The 21609-nt window shown below is 42.0% G+C and carries 23 protein-coding genes and 1 pseudogene; 10 read left to right on the top strand and 14 right to left on the bottom strand.

Annotation, left to right across the window (positions count from 1 at the left end; all coding sequences use genetic code 11):
- Positions 1-35: 35 nt before the first annotated feature.
- Complete coding sequence (locus BVI01S_RS13265; RefSeq protein WP_061810560.1) at positions 36-890, top strand: AraC family transcriptional regulator; 855 nt, start codon at positions 36-38, stop codon at positions 888-890.
- A gap of 48 nt (positions 891-938) precedes the next feature.
- Positions 939-1307, top strand: coding sequence for a VOC family protein (locus BVI01S_RS13260; RefSeq protein WP_061810558.1), 369 nt, complete (start codon positions 939-941; stop codon positions 1305-1307).
- Between the two features lie 82 nt (positions 1308-1389).
- On the opposite strand, the gene BVI01S_RS13255 is transcribed toward BVI01S_RS13260, so the two are convergent.
- Complete coding sequence (locus BVI01S_RS13255) at positions 1390-2019, bottom strand: hypothetical protein (protein WP_061810556.1); 630 nt, start codon at positions 2017-2019, stop codon at positions 1390-1392.
- Positions 2020-2186: 167 nt separating this feature from the next.
- Between BVI01S_RS13255 and BVI01S_RS13250 the strand changes: the two genes are divergently transcribed.
- The 4 genes from BVI01S_RS13250 to BVI01S_RS13235 all read left to right on the top strand — a co-directional run bounded on the left by BVI01S_RS13250 (position 2187) and on the right by BVI01S_RS13235 (position 6681).
- Positions 2187-2882: a response regulator transcription factor gene (locus BVI01S_RS13250; protein WP_061810554.1), complete on the top strand. Its 696-nt coding sequence runs from the start codon at positions 2187-2189 to the stop codon at positions 2880-2882.
- A complete protein-coding gene (locus tag BVI01S_RS13245; protein WP_061810553.1) occupies positions 2879-3883 on the top strand; it encodes a sensor histidine kinase in 1005 nt (334 codons plus the stop codon). The genes BVI01S_RS13250 and BVI01S_RS13245 overlap by 4 nt, the downstream gene beginning before the upstream one ends.
- Positions 3884-3983: 100 nt before the next feature.
- A complete protein-coding gene (locus BVI01S_RS13240; protein WP_061810552.1) occupies positions 3984-4745 on the top strand; it encodes an ABC transporter ATP-binding protein in 762 nt (253 codons plus the stop codon).
- A complete protein-coding gene (locus BVI01S_RS13235) occupies positions 4735-6681 on the top strand; it encodes an FtsX-like permease family protein (RefSeq protein ID WP_061810549.1) in 1947 nt (648 codons plus the stop codon). The genes BVI01S_RS13240 and BVI01S_RS13235 overlap by 11 nt, the downstream gene beginning before the upstream one ends.
- Positions 6682-6735: 54 nt before the next feature.
- Here the strand turns inward: BVI01S_RS13235 and BVI01S_RS23170 are convergent, their stop codons facing one another.
- From BVI01S_RS23170 to BVI01S_RS13205, 7 genes are all read right to left on the bottom strand, one after another.
- Positions 6736-6861: a hypothetical protein gene (locus tag BVI01S_RS23170; RefSeq protein WP_268788410.1), complete on the bottom strand. Its 126-nt coding sequence runs from the start codon at positions 6859-6861 to the stop codon at positions 6736-6738.
- 107 nt (positions 6862-6968) lie between these two features.
- Complete coding sequence (locus BVI01S_RS13230; protein ID WP_061810548.1) at positions 6969-7223, bottom strand: hypothetical protein; 255 nt, start codon at positions 7221-7223, stop codon at positions 6969-6971.
- A gap of 32 nt (positions 7224-7255) precedes the next feature.
- Positions 7256-7633, bottom strand: coding sequence for a hypothetical protein (locus BVI01S_RS13225; RefSeq protein ID WP_061810547.1), 378 nt, complete (start codon positions 7631-7633; stop codon positions 7256-7258).
- A gap of 20 nt (positions 7634-7653) precedes the next feature.
- On the bottom strand, positions 7654-8361 hold the full coding sequence (locus BVI01S_RS13220) for a hypothetical protein (RefSeq protein WP_061810545.1): 708 nt from the start codon (positions 8359-8361) through the stop codon (positions 7654-7656).
- On the bottom strand, positions 8348-8746 hold the full coding sequence (locus BVI01S_RS22565; RefSeq protein ID WP_156477331.1) for a hypothetical protein: 399 nt from the start codon (positions 8744-8746) through the stop codon (positions 8348-8350). Before BVI01S_RS22565 ends, BVI01S_RS13220 begins: the two co-directional genes overlap by 14 nt.
- 354 nt (positions 8747-9100) lie before the next feature.
- Positions 9101-9799 carry a hypothetical protein gene (locus tag BVI01S_RS13210; protein WP_061810541.1) on the bottom strand — a complete coding sequence of 233 codons (699 nt, stop codon included), beginning with the start codon at positions 9797-9799 and terminating at the stop codon, positions 9101-9103.
- Between the two features lie 101 nt (positions 9800-9900).
- Positions 9901-10833, bottom strand: coding sequence for a hypothetical protein (locus tag BVI01S_RS13205; protein ID WP_061810539.1), 933 nt, complete (start codon positions 10831-10833; stop codon positions 9901-9903).
- Between the two features lie 338 nt (positions 10834-11171).
- Here BVI01S_RS13205 and BVI01S_RS13200 point away from each other — a divergent pair, with 338 nt between their 5' ends.
- A complete protein-coding gene (locus BVI01S_RS13200) occupies positions 11172-12362 on the top strand; it encodes an MFS transporter (protein ID WP_061810537.1) in 1191 nt (396 codons plus the stop codon).
- Between the two features lie 229 nt (positions 12363-12591).
- Here BVI01S_RS13200 and BVI01S_RS13195 read toward each other — a convergent pair.
- Together BVI01S_RS13195 and yiaA are read right to left on the bottom strand one after the other, a co-directional pair.
- Positions 12592-13894, bottom strand: a pseudogene (locus BVI01S_RS13195) (FAD-binding oxidoreductase).
- 185 nt (positions 13895-14079) lie between these two features.
- On the bottom strand, positions 14080-14550 hold the full coding sequence (gene yiaA / locus BVI01S_RS13190; RefSeq protein ID WP_061810536.1) for an inner membrane protein YiaA: 471 nt from the start codon (positions 14548-14550) through the stop codon (positions 14080-14082).
- 332 nt (positions 14551-14882) lie between these two features.
- On the opposite strand from yiaA, the gene BVI01S_RS13185 reads away from it, so the two are divergent.
- A complete protein-coding gene (locus BVI01S_RS13185; RefSeq protein ID WP_061810535.1) occupies positions 14883-15878 on the top strand; it encodes a tRNA dihydrouridine synthase in 996 nt (331 codons plus the stop codon).
- 157 nt (positions 15879-16035) lie between these two features.
- Here the strand turns inward: BVI01S_RS13185 and BVI01S_RS13180 are convergent, their stop codons facing one another.
- Positions 16036-16470, bottom strand: coding sequence for a hypothetical protein (locus tag BVI01S_RS13180; protein WP_244886939.1), 435 nt, complete (start codon positions 16468-16470; stop codon positions 16036-16038).
- A 189-nt stretch (positions 16471-16659) separates the two neighbouring features.
- On the opposite strand from BVI01S_RS13180, the gene BVI01S_RS23165 reads away from it, so the two are divergent.
- Positions 16660-16785 (top strand): hypothetical protein, encoded by a 126-nt coding sequence (locus BVI01S_RS23165; protein WP_280512998.1) that lies wholly within the window; start codon positions 16660-16662, stop codon positions 16783-16785.
- A gap of 326 nt (positions 16786-17111) precedes the next feature.
- Here the strand turns inward: BVI01S_RS23165 and yeiL are convergent, their stop codons facing one another.
- Positions 17112-17783, bottom strand: coding sequence for a transcriptional regulator YeiL (yeiL, locus tag BVI01S_RS13170; RefSeq protein ID WP_061810531.1), 672 nt, complete (start codon positions 17781-17783; stop codon positions 17112-17114).
- Positions 17784-17864: 81 nt separating this feature from the next.
- On the opposite strand from yeiL, the gene BVI01S_RS13165 reads away from it, so the two are divergent.
- Positions 17865-19049 (top strand): MFS transporter, encoded by a 1185-nt coding sequence (locus BVI01S_RS13165; protein ID WP_061810529.1) that lies wholly within the window; start codon positions 17865-17867, stop codon positions 19047-19049.
- 157 nt (positions 19050-19206) lie between these two features.
- Here the strand turns inward: BVI01S_RS13165 and BVI01S_RS13160 are convergent, their stop codons facing one another.
- Together BVI01S_RS13160 and BVI01S_RS13155 are read right to left on the bottom strand one after the other, a co-directional pair.
- On the bottom strand, positions 19207-20187 hold the full coding sequence (locus BVI01S_RS13160; protein ID WP_061810527.1) for a Gfo/Idh/MocA family protein: 981 nt from the start codon (positions 20185-20187) through the stop codon (positions 19207-19209).
- A gap of 51 nt (positions 20188-20238) precedes the next feature.
- A complete protein-coding gene (locus BVI01S_RS13155; RefSeq protein ID WP_061810525.1) occupies positions 20239-21579 on the bottom strand; it encodes an amino acid permease in 1341 nt (446 codons plus the stop codon).
- Between the last annotated feature and the right edge of the window lie 30 nt (positions 21580-21609).

The following is a 21609-nucleotide window of genomic DNA, read 5'->3' as shown; positions in this document are numbered from 1 at the left end:
TAATAGTAGTAATATTGCATTCGGGAGAAAAACGTATGACACAATCGGACTCATCTAACTATATCCTTCAGGCAAGGAGCGATAAATTCCATTGGGAGGGAACGGGACAGCTTTCCATAAAGACCTTCATGAACGGAAGGGCCTTCTACAAAACCAGCAGGGGCTACTTCAGTGTAGAGGAAGGACGGTATCTGTTGGTCAATGATGGGCCATACACCATTACCATTGAGGAAGATCGGCAGGTGGAGTCATTTTGCATCTTCTTTAAGAAAGGGTTTGCGGAAGATATCTATCGTGCGTTGGGAGATTCTCCCGATCAATTGATAACTGATCCTTTCAAAGGATGCGGTCCCATTGAGTTTTTTGAAAAGACCTATGACATCACCCCTTCAATCGCCAGGCAGATACAATTAACCCAAAGGTTTCATACATATCCGAAAGATAACTGGTGTGAAGAACAGTATCATATCGTTATGGAAAACCTATTAACCTCTCATTTTCACCATTTGAAAAGAACGGAATCAATTCATGCAGTAAAACATTCCACCAGGGAGGAAATCTACAGGAGAATCACAATCGCTCATGAATATATCAGGGCATACTATCACCATGCCCTTACACTCGATGATATAGCCATGGTTGCTTGTTTATCACAAAATCATCTGATCAGAACATACTCTCAGCTTTATGGGAGAACCCCACATCGCCACATCTCGGAATTACGAATTGAAAAAGCCAAAAGATTATTGAAGGACCCTGACCTATCCATTACAGCCATAACCTTTGAGCTCGGCTTTCAAAACCCTGTGTCCTTCTCTAAAATGTTCAAACAATTTGTGGGATGCTCACCGACTCTCTATCGAAAAAAAGTGATTTTGGAAAAGAATTAACTCCTTCAATCCTCTACGATAAAGTGGAAACGAAAGGAGAGAAATGAAATGAGTATGATCCAAGGAATCAAACAAATCGGGGTCCCCGTGAAGGATTTAGACCGCGCCATCGACTTTTATCGTGAACAATTAGGCCACCCGCTCCTATTCACGACTGCCCATATGGCATTTTTTGATTGCAACGGCGTGAGGCTCCTCCTAACACTACCGGAAAATGAAAAGTACACCCATTGCTCGGTCATTTATTTTGAAGTGGATGATATCCAATCCAGCTACGAAAAAATGAAGGATAATGGTGTTCATTTTGTGGGTGAACCTCATGTGGTGGGGAAGATGGACGACATGGAGTCATGGATGGTGTTTTTTGAGGATACGGAGGGGAATACACATGCGTTGGTGAGTGAAGTAAAGGTTTAAAAAGGAAGGGGATCCCGTGTGTAATGGGATCCCCTTCCTATGACTCCAAATACGTACCTTTTATACCCCCATAGAACAGGCGTCATAGTTCATCAACGTCCCCGCCCTGTCCATCCACCTGGTATGTCACATCATACTTCTCTGCCAAGAGCTTCATATCTGAATGATAGGATTCCACCAGTCTGTAATACTCCTCAATTTTGGCATTGGACTCCTCTATTAGCCCTTCGTCCTGTTCCTCAAGAGCCTGTTTTTCGAGCAAAAGGGAATCATAAAAAATCTGGGTGGCTTCCACAATCCGTTCCGTCATTTCCTCAAGTTCGGGGATTTCCCCTTCGATGGACTCCGCTTCTCCCAATGCTTTCTCATAGGAAGGGATGGTAGTTGAGGTCAGCTCTTTATAAAGGGTCTCATCATCGGTATAATTCACCCCGGATACCGATGCAAGAGATTCAAATGCCACAACTTCATATTCAGCAACTCTCTGAATATCCTCATTGATAAATTGAATAATCGCTTTTTGTTTATCAGCGTCCGTTAGTTTATCACCGTCTTTACCATCATCAACCATGCTCAATCCATTGTTGCTTTCCTCTTTACTGTTATTCTCTTCAGTCTGTGGTTCCTGATCTTTATTAATCGAAATCTGCACTTCACCACATCCACTTAACAGAACGGCTGTTAACAAGGCTAATCCGAGAAGTTTCTTCATGCTTTAATTCCCTTCTTATGCAATTTGGTCAATTGCTTTTAGAAGTTAAATACCCATCTTTTGTAAAAATAATCTAAATATTTCTAAATAAAGCAGTTCCTATCTTCAGGCATATGGCAAACGTATGCGATTTCCTATACAATTTATGTAAACAGCAAGATTGAGTGGTGAAAGTATTGAAATTATTACTAATCGAAGATGATACAACCCTATTCAATGAAATCAAGGAACGGCTTTCCCAGTGGTCCTATGAAGTATATGGAATCAATGATTTCAATCATGTCATGCAGGAGTTCACAGAGGTAAAGCCGGATCTAGTAATCATCGATATTCAATTGCCTAAATTCGATGGCTTCCACTGGTGCCGGATGATTCGCACACATTCCAATGTGCCGATCTTGTTCCTGTCCTCGCGAGATCACCCGACGGACATGGTCATGTCCATGCAGCTTGGGGCAGATGATTTCATCCAGAAACCCTTTCATTTCGATGTCCTCATCGCTAAGGTCCAGGCGACTCTCAGAAGGGTGTATAACTATAACACCGAACAGGTGAGTATCAAGACCTGGTGCAGTGCGACCGTTGATTTTGAACGGAATACGGTTTCTAATGAAAAAGCGTCCATCGAATTGACGAAGAATGAAATGTACATATTAAAGCTTCTAATCGAACAGAAGAATAAGATCGTCAGCAGAGATGCACTGATGAACAGCCTCTGGGATGATAAACGATTCATCAGCGATAACACGTTGACCGTCAATGTGAATCGTCTCAGGAAGCGCCTGGAAGAGATAGGACTCGGCCGCTTCATTGAAACGAAGGTCGGGCAGGGGTATCTGGCCATTGAAGAGGATTCGCCATGATCCGTACATACTTATGGGAACGGAAAAGCTGGATATCGTTAGTGCTTGGTCTTCATCTGTTATGGATCTTTATCGCCTCTATCGATACGGCCATCCCGTTACAACCGATCATGTATATGGTGTTTCTGTCGCTGCTCTTTTTCACTGTTTTTGTGTTTATCCGCTACCAGAAGGAAACCCGATTCTTCAAACGGCTTAAAGAATGGGATCATAACCTCAACATTACGGGGGTCGATTCCCCGGATACTCCATTCCAGGAAATCGTTTCGGATAGTCTATCGGAGCAGGCGAACCTTTTGAGAAAGACAGCATCTGAGAATCGAATCATACTCGAACAGGAAAAGGATGATCTTCTGTCCTGGATCCATGAAGTGAAAACACCGCTGACGGCGATGCATTTAATGATTGAACGTTTGGAAGACGACCCTTTGAAGTCTCATTTAAAATATGAGTGGCTGCGTATCCATCTTTTGTTGGATCAGCAGCTTCACCAGAAGCGTTTGTCTTTTATGGAGAATGATTTATACATTGAGGACACCGATCTCGAGTCTGTTATTTTTCAGGAAATAAAGACATTGCAATCCTGGTGTATTCAGAAGGGGATCGGATTTGATATTCAACTCGAGGTCACAAACGTGCTGAGCGATGCGAAATGGCTCTCTTTTATGATCAGGCAGCTTTTGACCAACGCCGTTAAATATAGCTCTAAAACGGATATCGCCATAGTAAGCGAAAAAAGAGATGGAAAAGTGACTCTCACCATCCAGGATTTCGGCAGGGGAATCGACTCCAGGGACCTGCCAAGGATCTTTGAAAAAGGATTTACCTCGACCACCGTCCACAATGATCATGCTTCTACGGGAATGGGCTTATACTTAACCAAGAGAGTGTCAGAACCTCTGCTGATTTCCATAGACATCGAATCCAAACGGGGAGAAGGGACCCGGGGCACCCTGACCTTTCCTGAGAAAAATGATTTCGTTCAACTTACCGGCGTGTGACAAAAATGTCACATGCTTTTCTGTTTTGTTCGAACAATAAAAGGAAAACAACCTTCCTGCTTTTTATAATAAAGGTATCAAATCAAAGGAGTTTTAAATGATGACCATACTAGAAGCAAGCAAACTTCATAAAAGTTACGGAAATAAATTCAATAAGCAGGAAGTGTTAAAGGGGATTGACCTGTCGATCCAAAAAGGTGAATTCGTCAGTATCATGGGGGCGTCGGGTTCCGGGAAGACAACTCTCTTAAATGTCCTATCCTCCATCGACAAAGTGAGTGAGGGTTCAATTAAGATTGAAAGCAATGAAATGACGATGATGAAAGAAAAGCAGCTCGCACAATTCCGAAAGAATCACCTCGGCTTTATCTTTCAGGATTACAACCTGCTCGACACGTTAACGGTGAAAGAAAATATCCTTCTGCCACTATCCATCACCAAGACCCCTAAGAGGGAAGCCGACCAGAAGTTCAATGACCTTGCTTCGGAACTTGGGATCCTTGAATTGAAGGATAAATATCCGAACGAAATCTCAGGCGGGCAGAAACAGCGGACATCAGCCGCCCGTGCCTTCATCCATGAACCAAGTATCATTTTTGCCGATGAACCCACGGGGGCCCTCGATTCGAAATCGGCCTCTGATCTTTTGAACAAGCTGAGTGATCTGAACCAAAAGCTGAAGGCGACGATCGTCATGGTCACACATGATCCCGTTGCGGCAAGCTACTGCAGTCGGGTCGTTTTCATCAAGGACGGGCAAATTTATACGCAATTAAATAAAGGTGAACAGGCAAGACAGCATTTCTTCAGTGACATCATGAAAACCCAGGGAGTGCTTGGTGGGGTGCAGAATGAACATTAATACCCTTATCTTCCGAAATCTGAAGAAGAACCTGAAGAATTATTACCTTTATGTATTTGCTTTAGTCTTTAGTGTTGCCCTTTATTTCGCGTTCGTGACCCTTCAGTATGATCCGTCCATGGATGCAGCGAAGGGAACCATCAAGGGTGGAGCAGCCGTCAGAGCCGCGTCTGTCCTGCTTGTCGCCATCGTCTCGATTTTTCTTTTATACGCCAACACCCTCTTCATTAAGAGAAGAAGTAAAGAAATTGGGCTATTTCAGTTAATCGGCATGACTAAGAATAAAATCTTCCGCATTTTAAGCGTGGAGAACTTCATCTTGTATTTTGGGTCTTTGATCCTTGGAATCTTGATTGGATTTTCCTTCTCCAAGTTGATCATCATGATTTTATTCAATATAACAGGCGTCGATGCGATTGCCACACTGCATTTCTCGACTAAGGCACTCATCCAGACTATCCTCGTGTTCTGTGCGATTTACCTGTTGATCATGCTGATGAACTTTGTCTTCATCAAAAGACAAAGCATCTTATCCCTCTTCAGAGTCCGTTCTTCAACGGAAACGAAAGTGAAAAAGATGTCCAAGTTCGAGATCGTCATTGGAGTTCTCGGTATCATTTTGATTGCTTCCGGGTATTATGTGTCTTCCAAATTGTTTGGCGGGGACTTCACGACGATGCCAGAGCTTTATGGAGCCATGCTCTTTATTCTCGGCTCGGTGATTCTTGGAACCTACCTATTCTATAAAGGGTCTGTCAGCTTTATTTTCAACATCATCCGCAAGAAGAAAGGTGGCTACTTGAACATAAACGAAGTCCTGTCCCTTTCATCCATCATGTTCCGGATGAAGTCGAACGCCTTACTTTTGACTATCATTACGACAGTATCGGCACTGGCTATCGCGTTATTATCTTTGAGTTACATCGGCTACTATTCAGCAGAAAAGACGGCTCAAAATAATGTCCCCACTGATTTTTCGTTTACAAATAAACAAGACTTTGACACTTTTAAAGATGCCCTACTGGAGAAAGGCATTAAGTACAATAAAGAAGAAATTGAAGTCCTCCAGGTACTCGTCAACCTGAAAGGCATTACAGACTCTGAATTTGGCGAACTGAACGGGTCACTGGATGCCATGCCGAATTCCGTCATCAGCGAGAAAAGTGTTGAGGGAGTCGAGGTCAAAGAAAACGAAACGGTCTTTACCGGCTACAGCGATTTGCTTCAAAAGGTCATTCCGTTACATGATTCCGGCAGGACGGAGTTGAAAGGAAAAACAGAAGTCACAAAGCTCAATTACTTGGGTATGAAGGATGAATACCCGATTTCATGGTATTTTACAGCAGGAGGATCACCTGTTGTCATCGTGGATGACCGCGTATTCCAAGAACTAAAGAAGGACCTGGACCCTGAAATCCAAAGAGAAAATTCAATCTATATCGGTGTGACGATTGAAGAAGAAAAAGACCTGAAAGAAGCAAACGATCTCTTTCATACGTTAAACCTTAACGAAGATTGGGCAAACGATTCCCAGTACGACATGAAAGCCGAACAAAAACAAAACATCGGGCTCATCATGTTCATCGTCGGATTCCTCGGCCTCACCTTCCTGATCACATCGGGCTGTATCCTGTACTTTAAACAGATGGATGAAAGTGAAGATGAGAAACCGAACTATACCATTTTACGAAAATTAGGATTCACCCAAGGTGACTTATTGAGAGGCATTCAAGCGAAGCAACTATTCAGCTTCGGAATCCCTCTCCTCATTGGACTTCTGCACAGTTACTTTGCGGTCCAATCAGGATGGTTCCTATTTGGAGCCGAAGTCTGGACACCGATGATCATCGTGATGGTTTTATATACGGTGTTGTATTCGATTTTTGGTATTCTATCGGTCTTGTATTATAAAAAGGTGATTAAAGTATCTCTATAATGGAGAGAGCCATCCCGTCTAAAAGTTGGGATGGCTCTTTTATGTAGTACGTTATTACTTCCTTTTCTGGCTTTTTTCTTTATTCATTTGAAGCTCTGCCGCATATTCTTCTTGGGATTTCCCTTGCTTGAAGCTTTCAGACTGAATTTTTTTGAATTTGTTATCGTTTTGATTCGGCATTTTCACACCTCCCTGCTACCTGGTTATTATGAACATATCCTTGTTATTTATTCTTACTAACGGAATTATTAATAATTCTCTATTCCCTACTTTAATAAAAGCAGTATTTATTCTAAAATCCTGGGACGCAAACAAGCAATGAGAGATAAAAGGATAAGAAGCGCTTCGACCTGGATGCCAAATAACCATATATAACTATCTCCATCCTGAGCCCAACTACTCTTATTCAATAAGAATAAAAGAATAGAACAAAGAAGGAAGACATTACTCTTCCAGTAAAAAATTAAGCCTCGTTTAAAAGAGAAGAATTTCTCATCCTTCTTTTCCTCTGTTGAAAGTTGAATCATCTTTTCCTCTGTCATGTCATAACCCCCTACCAATCATTACATAAACGCTAATTAAATATTCCAAGAATCCCAAATCCAATCCAAACAAGAGATAGGAAATAACATATGGCCAGGATCTTATTCATAAGAAAAGGGAGGCGGTTTAATACAATTTGAATATAATAGTTAATACCCGATGTAAAGATAGCTGTGTACTTATTAAAATATCCCACTAAACTATCTTTTCCTTCAAAGACATTCACTTCATATAAAGCAATAATCAATCGCTGAGCAAAAATAGAACAAAAAGCAAACACACCATTTGCTGCAATCACTAATGGAATATAGGAACTAGGTAAAGGGATATTAATTCCATATAAAGAACAAGCAATCAAGGTAAACACCATGAACACGAGTATAAATCCTGTTATTTTCTTTTTTGACATATAGTTCCCTCCTAAATGATTCACCGTTTAATTCCCCTCTTCCTTTTAGGTAACCCAAACTGAGGATATACCCTCTTAACTGTCTCTTCATGTTTCAAAATAAAATAGTATCGGTGGACAGATATTGAAAAAAAAGCGGTGAGTATAGATAGGATGGACACTCCCGTAATGATGATGATCACAAAAAGGGATTCCGTCATGAACGTAGAAAGCAGAATATGGGCAATGACATACCCGATACTTGAAGCGGTTAAAATAGGAGACAACTTGAATTTATGATCATTCCTTTGCAACCTTGCATACGCTCCGGAATACAGTAATTTGTGATTAAACAGCTGGAAGAACACCAATAACCCCAATAGTAACAGCAAACCTAAAATAAAAGGGACCTTGCCATTCAATCCGGCATATACATACAAATATTTTTGAATCACCAAAAAATACACATATGTATTCACGATGCCGTAGATGCCGAAAAACAGGTAGTACGATTTTTCAAACTGAAACGGGGCCACCACATAAAGGATTGCCCAAATATGTAATAATGCCACTGGTACAACAGCCGGCCAGACAAAGACGTAGGAGAAGGGCTCCCCCAAAATGGGAAGGAGTCCAATGATGTCTAAAAAAATGATAAAAAAAGTAATGATATTTCTTCTATTTTCTTCCGGTGTTTGCAAATTTAAATAAGACAATATGATCGGGTCAATACCTTTATGCTTTTTCATGTCTTCTCCTCTTTTTACCTTTTCTCTCAATCATCGTTCTTTCATTTTCCGGTAACCCGAATGGGGGATAAACCTGTTTTACCTTCTCGATGTTTCTTCTGATATAAAAATATTTATGGATGCTTGTAGAAAAGTAGGCCGTCGCCACAGAGAGTATAGAGAGTACCCCGATGATCATAAGGAATTTCACTGATTCTACAAAGAAAGACGATAGAATTACCTGTCCCAGTACGTAGCCAATGCCTGAGGCTGGAGCAATTGGAGAAAGGTTGAAGGTCTTTTCTCCTTTCTGAAGACGAGAGTACGTCCCTGAATACAATAAGCGGATGTTCATCCAATTCATGATGAGAAGGAGGGAGGCAAATAGAATCGATCCTAAAATCAAAGGGGCTATTCCGATTATTTGAAAATGAGAATATATGAATTTTTGTATGACTAAAAAGTATATGAAGGTATTGATAACCCCGTACACCCCGAAAAATAGATAATAGGAGCTCTCAAATGTATAAGGAGCAATTATATATGGAATGGCCCACAGGTGAATGAATATTACCGGAATGATGCCACCCCAAAATAACGAAGGAATCAAGGGCTCTCCCAGAAGGAAAAGCACGCCAATGATATCCAGAAAAACGAAAAGAAATACGAGTATATTACTCCTGTTTTCCCTGGGTGATTGGAACCTTAAATAAGACAGAGTAATATTATCTACCTTTTCCTGCTTCAACGAAAAATCCCCCTAACCAAACTTCCTGGAAACCTTTGGCTTCCCAAAATCAGGATACATTTTCAACACTTTTTCCTTATTTCTTTGTATATAAATATACCGGTGAATGAAAGTAGATAAATAAGCAGTCACGATCGATACAACCGAATACGCCATCATTAATACAATCATAAAAGCTGAGTCAGTGAGCATATAGGACATTAAAAACTGAGCAGCAACGTATCCAAAAGTTGAGAAAGCGACGATCGATGAAATAGTGAGTGGAGACTTTCCATTTTGGATTTTGACATAGGTACCGGAATAAAGCATTTTCACATGAAAAACCTGAATAAATACCAATAGAAACACCATCAGCACTAATCCTATGTAAAAAAAGCGGCTGCTATCTACACCAATATGAAGATATAAAAGCTTTTGAATAACAAGGAAAAATACATACGTATTTACAATTCCGAAAATTCCAATGTATAAGTAATAAGAGTGTTCAAATTTATAGGGAGCAACGATATAAAGGATGCCCCATACATGAATAAAAACAGCCGGTGCCAGTGCTGCCCAAAAGAAGGAAGAAGAAAAAGGAATGCTCAGTAAAGGAAGCAAGCCTAAAAAGTCCAAAAGTAGGATTAGAAATCCAATTACATTTCTTCTGTTTTCTTTAGGAAGCTGCATATTGCTCAGGTACACACGGGTCATATCATCTATATCTTTCAATTTCTTCAGTTCTGCTCACCTCAATAGCCGTAAAATTACCTAAAATTCCCCCATATCAATGGTACTATCATAAATCCGTCTTTTAGTGAGACAGATCTGTCCTAGCGTTCTCGATAGCACCTGCTTAGATCTTCCGTCTCTTTTACTTCCTTTACCTTACATGTACCATCTAAGTTGATGATGTTCACGACTGATTCATCCATCCCGTATTTTCTGAAGACATCAAATGCCTTTAGAATGTCCTCGTTACTTGAATAAGGTTTGGTAAATAAGGTGATATCCTGACTTATAAACAAGGTCGTAATAAAATATTCACTTTGCTCATCCCAATTCAATCTTGAATCTGCAGACATGCCCAACTTCTCGAGCTCTTTATCCAACACACCACCATCAACCATTTCATGGTGGTTGACCAACATAAATTGTTGTTCTACTATCTGTTCAAATTCAGCCGATTCTTCCTTACTATAGTAATCCGTTGAAATCCTATTATATTTCATTTCCAGATCAAGTGAGGTTTCGACAGGCACTTTCACAAGGCTTTCACTTATTTTTCCAAGTGTGTGTACCAGCTTCTCCGGGTCGGTTTCTCCACCTTTGTAGTATCCACTGACTGTTATGTATGGTTTGCCTTTGTGGATCATACTTCTAAACTGTACATCTTCTATTCCATTCTCTTTAAATACATTTTGATATTCTTCATACTTCTTATCCCGTTCCAGTAAATATTCATGTTTACTTTGAACATAATCCTCTTCAAAGTTTTCAAGGTCCCCTGAGATTTCACCCCCGAATGTAAAATTCGGATCATCTTCAGATTGAAATGTCAGGTCATATACATCAGTGAAGATTTTTGTAAGTACCACAATGATCGTGGCACCAATGGGTGTGGATTCCTCTATAGAAGTCATTTTGACTTTTTCTCCATACACCTCTTCCATTTCCTCTTCCGTAAAGGTGGAGACCTTCTCTTCTAAAGAAGTGCAACCTGATAAAAAGAAAATGACGATTAAAATAGATATCTTTTTCACCAATTATTTACCCACCTCCGTTTTAATAAATTTTACAGAACCATTCTTATCTAAGACATACCGAAATACAGATATGACTTATTTAGAAGATATATCCAAATTCATCTCATATCAAACCAGATCGGAAAGTAAAAAGAAAATGGAATGGCTTACTCATTTAAAAATAAAGCCTTCTAGTCTATCGAAAACGTTTCCTAGATTCCCATGAAAAATAAGCCCTGCTCTTTTGTTTATATTTTTTCCATACAAGGGTTACTGCATAAAAATATTTTATGGTATGATGGTTAAATTGTTTGCCCATTCTATCCCATATGGATATTCAACTTAGAAAAGAGGTACTTATGAAAGAAACGGTATTATCTAAACAACATTGGTTTCTTATTTTTACCCTTACGTTACTAACATTTGTTCTCGGGACAAGCGAATTTGTCATCGTCGGGATTTTAACGGAGATTTCTTCAAGTCTTCATATAACCAATGCAAAGGCAGGCACGCTCGTTTCAGCGTTTGCCATTACCTTTGCTATTGCCACGCCCATTGTCATGTCGGCAACTAGTCATTTTCCAAAGAGGAAATGGATGTTGTGTTTGATAGGGTCATTCATCGTTTTGAATGCTTTGTGCGTGATTTCCACAAACTACGTCATGCTTATGGGTCTTCGAATGCTGACAGCTATTGTGACAGGAGTGTTGATTTCACTTGCCATGACGATTGCCAGTGAGGCCATTCCCGTCACAAAAAGAGGCGTCGCCATCTCATTCGTGTTCGGCGGGTTCACCTTGGCAAACGTCATCGGCGTTCCCATCGGTACCGTCATTGCCGAATGGTACAACTGGCATGCTACGTTCCTTTTGACGACGTTATTAGGTGTCGTTGCCTTTTTGGCATCTTTCCTGAATTTACCGAGTAAGCTCAGTCAATACCGCAGTTCCATGCGGGATCAGTTCTCCTTATTGACCCATCCAAGGATCCTGATGGCTTTCTTCATTCCATCCCTTGGCTTCGGTGCGACCTATGCAGTATTTACGTATCTTGTCCCGATTCTGAACAAGATGGGAGCACCAGGCAGCTCCATCAGCTTGATCCTGTTCGCTTACGGGTTCATCTCGATCTTCAGCAACATCCTTGCAGGGAAGATTGCCAGTCACAATGCCATCGGACGCCTCCGATTCGTGTTTCTTATCCAGGCATTTGTCCTGTTTGCCCTGTATTTTACGACCGATCATTTTATTGTTGGATTGATCAACATTGGATTGATGTCCTTGATGGCCATCCTCCTTACCACCTCGACTCAGCTTTACTTGATCGACCTTGCCGGCGTGTATCAACCGAAAGCGACTGGCCTCGCCGCTTCCCTGATGCCGGTTGCAAGCAACGTCGGCATCGCCATGGGATCGGCACTCGGAGGCCTTGTCTACCACCAGGGACCGTTGATGAATGTGACACTCGTCGGCGGAGTGGTTGCAATTTGTGCGAGTCTGCTTACTTTCTTGAGTTATCGATTGGATCAGAAGCAGGTCACAACTGCATAACGTTCATAAAAGAAGTATCCGGAACGTTTGATTGTTCTTGGATACTTCTTTTATTATGTAAGACTTTTACGGAAAGAATTATGCGAGAAATAAGCTGTATCGTTCGGAGATTTCTATTATCGTGCGGTTTAAACGTTTTTCATGCGAGATTGCAACTAATCATGCGAAGCTTAGAAAAATCGTGCCGGCATGTCGAATTTTCTTTATTCAGCAGCCAAACAGCCACTCTTTATCTCAACCCCTGAGGGAACTTGAACACATTATACGGATCATATTTCTTATTCACCTTATCCAATCTTTTCGCATTCTCCCCAAAGTACTCACATTCATAATTCCTAAGTTTGCTGATTGGAAAATTCACATAGGACCCTTCTGTGATGCTTTTAATATATTCAAAGCGGCCTCTGACCCATTTCCGGTTTTCTTCCGCAGCAGAATCTTCTGTCCATACCGACTGGATACCCATGATGTATCTTGCATCCCTGTAGAAGAAGGCCGTTTCTCTTTTACCGACACACATGATTTCCCCGCCCATTGCATAAAAGGAAACTGCCGCATACACGGAACCGCCTGCCGGCACCTGTATCAGATCTGCGATATTCTTAAGCTCAGAAGGGGAATAACGCCTTTGAACAAACCTGCCCGTCGACTTGAATTTTTCAGATGGAGGATACGTCTCTTCCACTTTTTTCACCGCTTCAAGGAATGAGGAGGTCTCAAGCTCTACCCGGAATCCTTCAACCTCTGCAAAAGGCTGTAAAATCTCCCTGGCACGTGCAGATGAGCCATAGAAAAATCCTGTCGCAAAGATACCCAGTCCTTCACCTTCAGCGTTATAGAAACTGGCCACAATTGTCATCCGTTTATCAAGTCCAGGTAACCAGTTCTGCCAAACGTTCATCACTTGTGCCTGCTTTTCCCTGGTGGTGCCCACATAATAGAACCTCACTAGCGTGACAGGACAATCCGTCGGTTCCTGAAGTTGGAAGGTCATACTGACAATGACCCCGAAATTCCCTCCGCCGGCACCACGGCATGCCCAGAACAGATCGGAGTTGCAATATTTGTTTGCCCTGATAAGCCTTCCCTGGTAGTCGACCAGCTCCAACTCGATCAGACTGTCACATCCCAATCCGTAAAGCCTGCTCGAAAATCCCCAGCCACCACCAAGTGTAAATCCCGACACACCAACCGTCGGACAAGTCCCCCCCCGGGAAAACATATCCATTGGATCCTATCAGATCATGTGCTTCTGTATTCTTTGCTCCCGCTTCTATTTTCAACATGTTCCGTTGCTTGTCCAATTTCAGCTCATTCAAACGACTGATATCAATGACCAATACCAAATCACCGGTGGAATACCCTTCATAATGATGCCCACCTGACCGTATACGGATACTGACATGATGCTTTCTTGCCCAACAGATGGCATTCACCACATCCTTCTTTCTTTCACAATACACAATCACCAATGGAAACTTATTGATGGCTCGATTCCATTCCTGTCGGGCTTCGTCATAAACCGGATCCATCACCGTCACCACTTCGCCCGTAAGACCTTTTAAAAACCCTGGATCTTGGTACACATTTCTCACCTCTATAGATACTGATTAATCGTCTTGTTACTAAAGTATTCGTATTGACGATGAGATGAGTGGGCTTGGCAGGAACGTTTTAACTAAAAAGGGTAGTACTGTAATCAGTACCACCCCCATCATTAATCTCTTTCTCTTGCCACCTGTGTGTCCCTGATATTTTTTTGAATCGTGATGGCCGCAAACAAACTAAGAACAAACGACATTCCATAAAATCCTTTTTCACTTAAGATGATACTTCCGGCGTTATAGAGTCCGATCGTCATCAAGGATACGGCTACAATGACGGCGAACCAGCTTAGCCCATAATAGATGCCCGACACAGGAATATCCTCTTCCTTGTCCCTTACTGCTTTTTGCAGGGATACAGCTGCGTAGAGACCGAATACCAATACTGCAAAGTAATATCCCTTCTCATTGAGTTCCATTCCGGCATTGAACAAGCCGATCAAATAAGCGGAAACCCCTATCACCAAAGCTGCCCAACTTGCCCCTTTAAATGCGGAAGTTGGTTCTCCTTCTTTTCTTTCCACCTTAATCTTCGGTTTCTTTTCATCACTCTTCATTAACGGATTTTCATTCAACTCAGACATTGGCCGCTCCCCTTTACTGTCGCAGGTCGATACACTGCTTTTGTAAACAATTATAGCAATTTTTTACAGATTGTGTTCGGTATTATGAAATAAATTCTTCCATATTCAAAGTGCTGATCGCCTTATTAATCTATTCAAAATTTGGTTCATTTTTCTTCAATAATAAGTATTTCCCTCCTAACAAGACGACGCGTTCCCTTGCACTTTTCGTTCAATACCATTAAAGTATATACTGGTTGGAATCCATCCTAACCGGGAATGGATAACAGTAAAGCATCTTACTTTTTAATTTTGGGAACACGCTTCCCTAAAGGAAAGGGTTTAAATAGAGTATGAAAGAAAATTTCTGGCATGAATTGCCTAAGCCATTTTTTGTGTTGGCACCGATGGAAGCCGTGACCGATGTCGTTTTTCGTCATGTGGTGAGTGAAGCGGCGAGACCCGACGTGTTTTTCACAGAATTTACGAATACAGAAAGCTACTGTCATCCGAAAGGCAAGGACAGCGTACGCGGGCGTCTGACGTTTACGGAAGACGAACAGCCTATGGTCGCACACATCTGGGGTGATAAGCCTGAATACTTCCGTCAAACGAGTATCGGTGTGGCTAAAATGGGCTTTCGTGGAATCGACATCAACATGGGATGTCCGGTGCACAATGTGGCAGCGAATGGAAAAGGATCCGGCCTGATCCGCCGCCCGGATGTCGCAGCTGAAATCATCCAGGCAGCCAAAGCGGGAGGACTTCCCGTCAGTGTGAAAACCCGTCTAGGTTATACCAAGGTCGAGGAGTGGCACGACTGGCTGAAGCACTTACTAGAACAGGACATTGTCAATCTTTCCATCCACCTTCGCACGAAAAAGGAAATGAGTGACGTGGATGCCCACTGGGAGCTGATTCCTGAAATCAAGAAGCTTCGTGACGAAATCGCCCCTCATACCTTACTGACGATCAACGGCGACATCCCTGACCGAGAGAAGGGACTTGAACTTGCGGAGAAATACGGTGTAGACGGCATTATGATCGGACGGGGGATTTTCCACAATCCGTTCGCTTTCGAAAAAGAGAAGAAAGACCATACGAGCGGAGAGCTTCTCGATCTACTGCGTTTGCAGCTGGATCTTCATGATCAGTATAACGATGAACTTGAGCCCCGCCCGTTTAAACCGCTCCGCCGCTTCTTCAAAATTTACGTACGCGGATTCCGTGGCGCAAGCGAGCTCAGAAATCGTCTGATGGAGACAGAAACCACGGATGAAGTTCGTGCTCTGCTTGATGAGTATGCAAGTGTATTGAAGGAAGATGAGGGATTTTCGGTTTCTAAATAAGTCCAATTCAATTTCAATTTCAAAAAGAGGTCAGCCTCCTGTGAGCGTTCGCTTACTGGGAGACTGACCCTTTCTTATTCAGTGACCTTTGAATTCCATTTGGAAGGATATTTCTTTTCAACAAAGTCCGAAAGCCAAATGGAAGCGGCAAACACAATCAAATAAACAAGAAAGGATAGGTACACTTCCATCCGGTATAGGTGAAAACGTGGAATTGCACGGAGGTCCACTCTAAAGCGATCGCTACCCCTCCCCAAAATACAACAAAGAATAAAAATTTCAGCCCTTTAGGTTTGTAATACTGATAAGAGTTCACTACAAAATAAGGAAGAGTGGGGTACGTGATAAAGTGCAATACCACATCAAATAACTCGTGGGTTTTATGGTCAATCGTAAAGTAAAGTTCATATGGTTTCACAGTAAGTGTAATATCGGCCGTCAGGGCAAGAAATACATTAAACGTCCAAATGATCGTAATCGTAACAGCCGACAGGCGTCTTGGCAGCATAAACATAAACGCCCAGGTAATGATCGTGGAAAAAATAATAAACAGTTCATTTTCATCAAATTCACGAGGGAGAGGAAAAATCATATCGAATTCACCTCTTTGGTTCTCTGCATACCTTTTTCTAAATAAAAGGAGAAAACAGCCATTAATAAAACAATCAGACTATATCTCAAATAGGAATAAAACACATTCCAATGTATCCATTCCAAGTAGTCAATCTGTACGAAATAGACTTCTATTAAAACAAGCGCTGATAGGAAGAGGAGGAAATGGATGAGTTTAGTAAAAATCGTCCTCTTCGAAAACAAAACATATATCAACCATAAAAGTAATACGGGCTTGAGCGACAACTCAGGAACCTTCTGTGTCCAAAAAATCAATTCATTATATGGATCCTGATGTGTTAACTTTAAATTTAAGTTTATGATTACTCCTGTATTCGTAAGAAGGATATTGGACAAAAAATAACTTCCTAAGACGTTAACGACATTCATTTTCTTCATCAAAAAGTACAATGAGACAAAGGATATTATTGCTAAAATCAGAAAAAGCCCTATCGAAATCATAGTTTTCACCACTTTTATTAATATATAAATAGGTTTCACAAAAAATGGTGATAATACACGGCTTATTAAGAAAATAAGAGGTCATACCCCGAACCTAAAGAACTTTTCCTTTACTCCCAGAAAATTCATTTACTCCTACAACGACTTAGTCATGAAATTTTATCTATTCTTTATCGCTTCAGCAAGCTCATGCAAAGCAGGCTGATTTACTATAGAATAATTCCTTCCTTCCTTTTCCAAATATCCCTTCATACAAAACTGAGTGAGGACATGCAGAAGGTGGCGGTAAGAAACACCTAAATAATCACAAACGATGACGTGCTTCTCCAGGTAAACTCCTTTATCGGACGTCTGTAAAATAAAGTCTGCAAGCCTGTTTTCCAATGGAAAAGCAAGGCTCTGTGAATACTTGGCTGCCATTAACGTTGCTTTCAGACTCAAAAACTTTGTTAACTCTCGAAGGAATTTGGTATCTTCAAGCAGTTTGGTGCGGTACTTGGAAAAAGGCAGAGCCAAACAAACTGTTTTTGTGGATGCCTGAATTCCTTTTGTATAGTACACATCGTTCAGTAATTCCATTTCACCGATATAATCATGGGCATTGATAAAGTTGATGAGCGATACTTTCCCATTTTGATGCGTGACGTATATTTTTGCTTTTCCTTCTGTCACATAAAATAAATAATCCGGCCGCTTTCCTTCTTGAATGATCCATTCATCCCGCTTATATTCACGCACTTCTAGATATTCTTCGATTTGAAAAGAAAAGCGATGAGCGATTGAGTGCTTTTCTAAATATAGCTGCTTTTTCTCACCTTTATAAATTTCCATCTCCCACCTCGAAATTATGAGATATCTCATATTAATCTGCTTTATCCTCATGATATCATGCGATTGATAAGGAGGATACAAATGAATACACAGCGTTGGATGAGCACACATTTTTTCAGTTTTTTTCTTACATGGGGGATTTTTCTGCCTTATTGGTCAGGATGGATGATACAAACAAAAGGCATTACCGTTTCAGAAGCGAGTTTAATCATGAGTATCGGCTTAGTTGCAAGAGGTCTTTCTACATTGTTTGCTTTTCCTTATTTACTGGAAAGAGTCAGTAATAAGGTACTCCTGAACATAGCTGGAATGGGTACACTGGCCGCGCTCCTCTGTTATATCCCTGCTGACTCGTTCACTACTTTACTAATCGTAACCGTTGTACTGCACATCTTTTACCCGACCCTGATGCCGGCTTTAGACAGCGTTGCCGGTGTTCTTGTACAAAGTAAGCAATTGAAGCACTATGGGAAAAGCCGCCAGTGGGGATCGATCGGATTTGTCTCGGTAGGAATACTGTTAACGGTCTTTACAGGGATGTTTGGGGATGACGTTATTTTTTGGGCACTGCTGCTCGGGATCAGCTGCTTTGTCGTTCTCAGTTTAACGAATGGACCGGAGATTTTATCGAAGAAACCGCAAGTAAATCAATCCCTTAAGATCAATATCTTTGAATTATTCAAGACGAAGCACTTCCTGGTCGTCCTTATTATTGTGGTTCTTCTTCAAGCAGCACACGCTGCTTATTACAACTATGGCTACATCTTTTTACAGGAGATTCATGCACCGGTCTATCTCATCGGTGTCATCATTAACATCGCCGTCATTGCAGAAATTATCTTTTTCTCGATGGCTGATAAACGATTTAATCGCTTCTCTCCAGGAACCTTATTGGCGCTGGCTGCTGCCGGATCTTCGCTGCGGTGGATATTGGTATTTACGTTTCCAAACGTTGTGGTGTTTTGCATTGCCCAGACGCTGCATGCACTTTCGTTTGCGATGGGACACTATGCTTTTATGAAATACTTAACAACAAATATTCCTCATACACACATCCCAAAGGCTCAAGGCATGTATTCAGCTTTTGCACTCAGCTGGAGCACGGCAGTGTTTACGATATTCGGAGGGTTCTTATATGAAATCGAACCAAGATACGCCTTCATCGGAATGCTGGCGTGCAGCCTGCCGGCGATGTTCATTTCCCTTGGGTATATGAAACTGGAAGTGGAAAAGGATGTACTGGTGACTGCTGAAGCGCGTAAATAAATCCGTAAAAGAAGAAGGTTATCCCACTTTAGGATAAACTTCTTCTTTTCTTTAGTGAAGAGACTTGCTGAGCTGTCACTTAAGATCTACTTCTGACATTTTTATTCCTTCATTCCTAATGTTACGGGTTTCCGTTATTTATCCATCACACAATTTTTCACTTTCCGACGATCTTATCCATCACGCGGTTGGTTCTCGCACCCGATTCTCCAGTGCTCGGACACCAATTGCCTCCATCGGTTAACTCTTTCAAAATCGTCGTTACAAGCGGCTGGTGGACATGCTTGGGACGTTCGAAACTCCATTTCTGCTGCCCCTCATGGGTAGTCAAAATGACGGGGTCATCTCCAAATGTAGAAAAACTGATTTTCCCCTTACTGCCGACAATCTCATTCTTATCCAACTCTTCAAAAGCCGTGAAACACCATGTCCCGACACCCTGAACGCCGGATGTGAAGCGATATGTACCGGTCACAATATCTTCCGCCCCGTAAAATCCCCCTTGATTGGAAGCAAACCCTTTTGCTTCTTGAATGGGTCCGAGTAGAAAATCAAGTATATCAAGGGTATGGCTCGCCAAATCGAAGAACAACCCACCTCCCGCTATTTCAGGCTGAACACGCCAAGGTAATTGATCTGAAGCTTTCACGTCTTCCCCTGCTTTTTGATACTGGATCGAGGTGACAAAACGGACGTCTCCGATCGCGTTTTGATCAAGCAATTCTTTTATCTTCAAAAAGCGTTCCTGAGCCCGGCGGTAGTATGCTACATACAAAGGAACTCCAGCCTCTTTACAAGCAGCCACCATCTCATTGCATTCCTCAAAGTTGCGGGCCATCGGCTTCTCGACATAAACGGGTTTCCCCGCAGCGGCTGCCATCAGCGTGTATTCCTTATGTGAGCCTGGCGGCGTAGCGATATAAACTGCATCCACATCAGGATCGTTTATCAGGGCATCGGCCTCGTCATACCATTTCGCTACTCCATGTCTTTCGGCGTAATCCTTCGCCAGTTCACCTGTTCTCCTCATGACTGCAACAAGCTCTGAATTTCGTACCTTTTGAAAAGCAGGTCCGCTTTTCTTTTCCGTCACATCTCCGCAACCGATGATTCCCCAGCGGACTTTTTTGTCTATCATGGTCTGGTTCCCCCTTGTGGTTTCGTTATACTTCCATTGTAACAATGAGCGCTACCTTTTTCTCCTCATCCCATACAAAATAAATAAGAGGATGAACCATAGAGGAGTCAACAGTAAGGCCGGCCGTGTCGCCTCAGAAAACAGCATAATCACAAGAATAGCTGCAAACATTATGAGCACCACATAATTCACCAAAGGTGTGAACGGCGCCTTAAATGTAGATTTCTCGTGTAACTGTGGACGGGTTTTTTTATACTTAATATGACAGATCAGAATGATACCCCAGACCCAAATAAAGCAAATGGCACTTATCGTGGTCACGGTGCCAAAGGCCTGTTCCGGTATAAGCTTACTTAACAAAGCACCGACGGATATGACCAGTGTGGATAGAAACAACCCGTTACCCGGTACATGGTTTTGATTCAGTTTGGAAAAATGAGGTGATGCCTGATGATCTTTACTTAAATGATACAGAATCCGGCTGGTAGAAAACATTCCGCTGTTACAAGCGGAAGCAGCTGACGTCAACACGACAAAATTAATGACCCCTGCCGCCAACGGAATCCCGACCAGGCTAAAGGTTTTCACAAACGGACTTTCTGCCGCATTCAGTTCCACCCATGGATTAATGAACAAGAGGACGGTAAGAGCTCCCACGTAGAAAAATAAGATTCTCAAAGGAATTTTGTTGATGGCAGACGGGATATTTTTCCTCGGATTGGATGTTTCCGCTGCCGACACTGCGACTAATTCCACACCGACATAGGCGAAGATGACCATTTGGAATGAGAGTAAGAAACCTGATATTCCATTTGGAAAAAAACCTCCATGTTCCCATAAGTTTTGAACCGTAACCGCCCCCGCATCTGTCTGGAGCCCCATCACTAGCAAAACGACGCCAAGGGCAATTAACCCAAGGATGGTGATGACCTTGATTAAAGCAAACCAAAATTCCAATTCCCCAAACAATTTGACCGTTAATAGATTAAGTCCCAACAAAATAATGACACAGATAAGGGCAGGGACCCACTGCGGAATATCGAACCAATAGTTCACATAAACACCAACAGCGATCACATCGGCCATCGCCGTCATGATCCAGCAAAACCAATACGTCCAACCCGTGACAAAGGAGAACCGAGGACCAAGATACTCTTCTGCAATGTCTGTCAGCGATTGAAACCCCGCTTTCGATAACAACAACTCCCCAAGCGACCTCATCACAAAAAATAGGGCAATACCCACAATCAAATACGCCAAGATGATAGAGGGACCGGCAAGCTGTATCGCCTTACCGGATCCTAAGAACAGTCCCGTACCGATCGTCCCCCCGATGGCGATCAGCTGAACGTGCCGGTTTGATAAATCCCTCTTTAATTCTCGTTGTTCCAACCTAAACTCCTCCTTACAACCAGTAAACAT

The sequence above is a fragment of the Rossellomorea vietnamensis NBRC 101237 genome, assembly GCF_001591825.1.
Lineage (GTDB): Bacteria > Bacillota > Bacilli > Bacillales > Bacillaceae_B > Rossellomorea > Rossellomorea vietnamensis.
This window is presented reverse-complemented; position numbering and strand designations above follow the sequence as displayed.